5 protein-coding genes are annotated in these 2760 nt (G+C 43.9%); 1 reads left to right on the top strand and 4 read right to left on the bottom strand.

Annotated elements, in window-relative coordinates:
- Positions 1-50 precede the first annotated feature (50 nt).
- The 3 genes from V7K15_RS06315 to V7K15_RS06325 form a co-directional block, all read right to left on the bottom strand.
- Positions 51-536, bottom strand: coding sequence for a TRADD-N-associated membrane domain-containing protein (locus tag V7K15_RS06315; RefSeq protein WP_334904003.1), 486 nt, complete (start codon positions 534-536; stop codon positions 51-53).
- Between the two features lie 549 nt (positions 537-1085).
- The gene (locus V7K15_RS06320; RefSeq protein WP_334904005.1) at positions 1086-1289 is read right to left on the bottom strand and encodes a hypothetical protein; all 204 of its coding nucleotides are present in this window, start codon (positions 1287-1289) and stop codon (positions 1086-1088) included.
- A gap of 7 nt (positions 1290-1296) precedes the next feature.
- Positions 1297-1788: a hypothetical protein gene (locus V7K15_RS06325; RefSeq protein ID WP_334904007.1), complete on the bottom strand. Its 492-nt coding sequence runs from the start codon at positions 1786-1788 to the stop codon at positions 1297-1299.
- Between V7K15_RS06325 and V7K15_RS06330 the strand changes: the two genes are divergently transcribed.
- Complete coding sequence (locus tag V7K15_RS06330) at positions 1787-2002, top strand: hypothetical protein (protein ID WP_334904009.1); 216 nt, start codon at positions 1787-1789, stop codon at positions 2000-2002. The two genes, V7K15_RS06325 and V7K15_RS06330, sit on opposite strands and share 2 nt — an antisense overlap.
- Before the next feature lie 110 nt (positions 2003-2112).
- Here the strand turns inward: V7K15_RS06330 and V7K15_RS06335 are convergent, their stop codons facing one another.
- Positions 2113-2751 (bottom strand): histidine phosphatase family protein, encoded by a 639-nt coding sequence (locus tag V7K15_RS06335; protein ID WP_334904011.1) that lies wholly within the window; start codon positions 2749-2751, stop codon positions 2113-2115.
- Positions 2752-2760 lie beyond the last annotated feature (9 nt).

A 2760-nucleotide genomic window follows, 5' to 3' on the forward strand; every position in this document is an offset into this window, starting at 1 on the left:
GCGATCGCAACCATGAAAGGAAGCGATCGCTCCTAAAGACGCAACAGAAACTAAATTTCGGCAGCTATCTTGTCTAGTCGGTCATTAGTGTCCTTCACCAGTTGGAGGCAGCGAACGCTAGAGGCTAATCCACCTGCTGCGGCAACAGATCCTTCTGTAGTCTTGCCTGATAGCAGTAGTCCAACACCGACTAAGCTGGTCACAGCAAAAGCCGCCGTCATTGCCAAAGCTAAATTAAAACTCCACCGAGCTTGACGGAGGCGTTCTTGGGCAATACTCAACTCCACTGCTGAATAGGTCTTGATGCAGCTATCGGGATTAGACACGTTTTCATCCCTAGAGGATCTATGATTTGGTAACATATACTTTCCTGCTTCTAAATTGAGTGCAATTGATTTAGGAGAAATGTTTGAGTGTCCATCTGGTAGGTTGCAACTACCAGATGGGCATTTACTTTTTGTTTCCACGGGATTAGCAACCGGTGCAATTTCGGGGAACTTTGCACTTTGGCGTTTTCTTTCGAGTTCTCGAACCATATATTAGGTGTCTTGCGTTCTTGGTGCGTGCGGACAGATTATGACTATACGCCAAGTAGTTTTAGTATTAAAGATTGTCAAATTGTCCACTTTACGCTAGGGATAGACCGTACTATTTGCAACAAAAATTTATGATGTATAATAATGTCCCTCCGCTCTGGTTGAAGGTTCTATATCGCTTGAGTTTTCCTCGCTTGATATAGATGCGATCGCCCCATTGGGGGTTCAGCCGGGATATCTGCAAAACGGGACACGTTGTAAACTTCTGTAACGCAAATCAAGCAAAAACCTTGATATACCGTTGTTTCAATACCAAACTTTACTTGACTCCTCCAGTTTAAACATTCCCAAAAATGATTGAATATGGGCAAGTTTAAGAAACCCTAGAGGTTGGAGAGGTGATTTTACCGTAGTAAAGTTAAATTGCCCGTATACCATTTCTGGGCAAGTTATAAAACTACGAAAACAATTATTGTAATAATTATTTGCACTGTGCCCGATTTTACAGGTATCCCGGCTGTACCCCTATATACACTGAACCGTATTGTTTTATAGTAAAATTTCTTGCTTGACTTGAATGAAGGGGAGTTTTTTAAGTGATGTTGAACTTAAATTCTTAGAGGAAAAATTGGGATGAGCGACACCGAATAGCCCGCCGTTAGGCATCGCCCCCCTTTGTCCCAGAACTACCCCGCAAACATGGGAAGCGATCGCTCTCCCGTTTTCCTCTAAGAATGGGAGCGATCGCCCCATCGCACCCCTACAGTTGCTCCATCTTAATCCCCGCCACTTCCAACATCACCGTAGTAATCGGCACAAGCCGCCCGACAGTCGTGTAATAGCTACTCCCCACTGGCGTTGTAGTTGAATGCTCCCGAAAGCGCTTCATGGTAATCAAAAACCACTCCCGCGTTTTTGGCATCGGTAGCCTGTACAGTTGGCGAGTGTTGACAAAGTAGTAAAACAGCCAGTCCGCCTCAGTGTACATAAAACAGCCGGGGATTCCCTTCTCTAGGTTGCTATGCGTCTCAAAAAACAAGTTACGAGTTTTATTCCATCTGTCACCCTTAATCTCAATCAAAATTTCACCCGTCTGCGTTGTCCAGATGAGGTCAACATCGCGGCGCTGATAGTCTAAGTCATCCTCAACATTAACAACGCTAATAGTTTCTGGTTTAGAGCGCAGCCAAGCCGAGATGTCAGCAGCAGCAAGGTTTGCTACTTCTAGAGCGTCGTGCATGGTGTAGGTCATGGCTGCATCTCCTGTACCAGCAAGGCATACTAGTTTATTATTTCACTTTCATTGCTTCTCACGTAAAGCACTTATAGAATTCTTAGAGGAAAAATTAAACGAGGTAGAGGAGCGATCGCACATAAGTGGGCGGGTACGCCATCGCACCCCCATCAAGCAAGTATCACAGCTAACCAAAGAAAATCAAGCGAGGAAAAATTGCCAAATAGCGTAGTTTACCGCCGTAGGCATCGCCTCAGCTTATTTCATAGGAAAGTTAGATTTTGTTGCTGCGAACGCAGATATCATGTCAATAGTTTCTTGACAAACTACTAGTAGGGACTATTATGTTCCCGGACGAAAGCGAATATGATCGGGTATATGATGGCGATCGCCTAATATTTCTAACAAAGGGCCATTAACGTCAAATTTAACCATACTTACCGACGCGACTAAAATATTCACCCGATAGCGATAGCGTCCTAAATCAATTCCCAGTAAACTGCAAAGCATAATCCGAATCGTGGCTTTATGAGAAACTACTAAAACATTACCTTGGGGATGTTTTTCTTGAATTTCAGCAATTACAGGCATAGAACGGTTAGCAATATCTACCGCAGTTTCTCCACCTAGTGGTGCATTCCAAGCGGGTTCTGTCAACCATTTTACATAGTTTTGGGCGTAATTCTCTTGGACAAAGGATTTACTCAAAGTTTCCCAAGAGCCATAACTACCTTCTCTAAGTCCGTCACGTAACTGCATATCCATACCGATAGCATCACAAAATGGCTTGGCAGTTGCAATTGTGCGCTTCATCGGGCTAACATAAACAGCCGACCACAACAAGCTTTGATAAACATCGGCAAAACCGGATGCCATCTGCATCCCCTCTGTTGTCAACTCCGCATCAGTTTCACCGCAGAAATTACCACTTTGACTAAAAGTAGTTTCTCCATGTCGCAGTAAATATAAATTGAGTGTCATAGCTTGTAT

It is taken from the genome of Nostoc sp., from assembly GCF_036919815.1.
In the GTDB taxonomy this organism is placed as follows: Bacteria; Cyanobacteriota; Cyanobacteriia; order Cyanobacteriales; family Nostocaceae; genus Nostoc.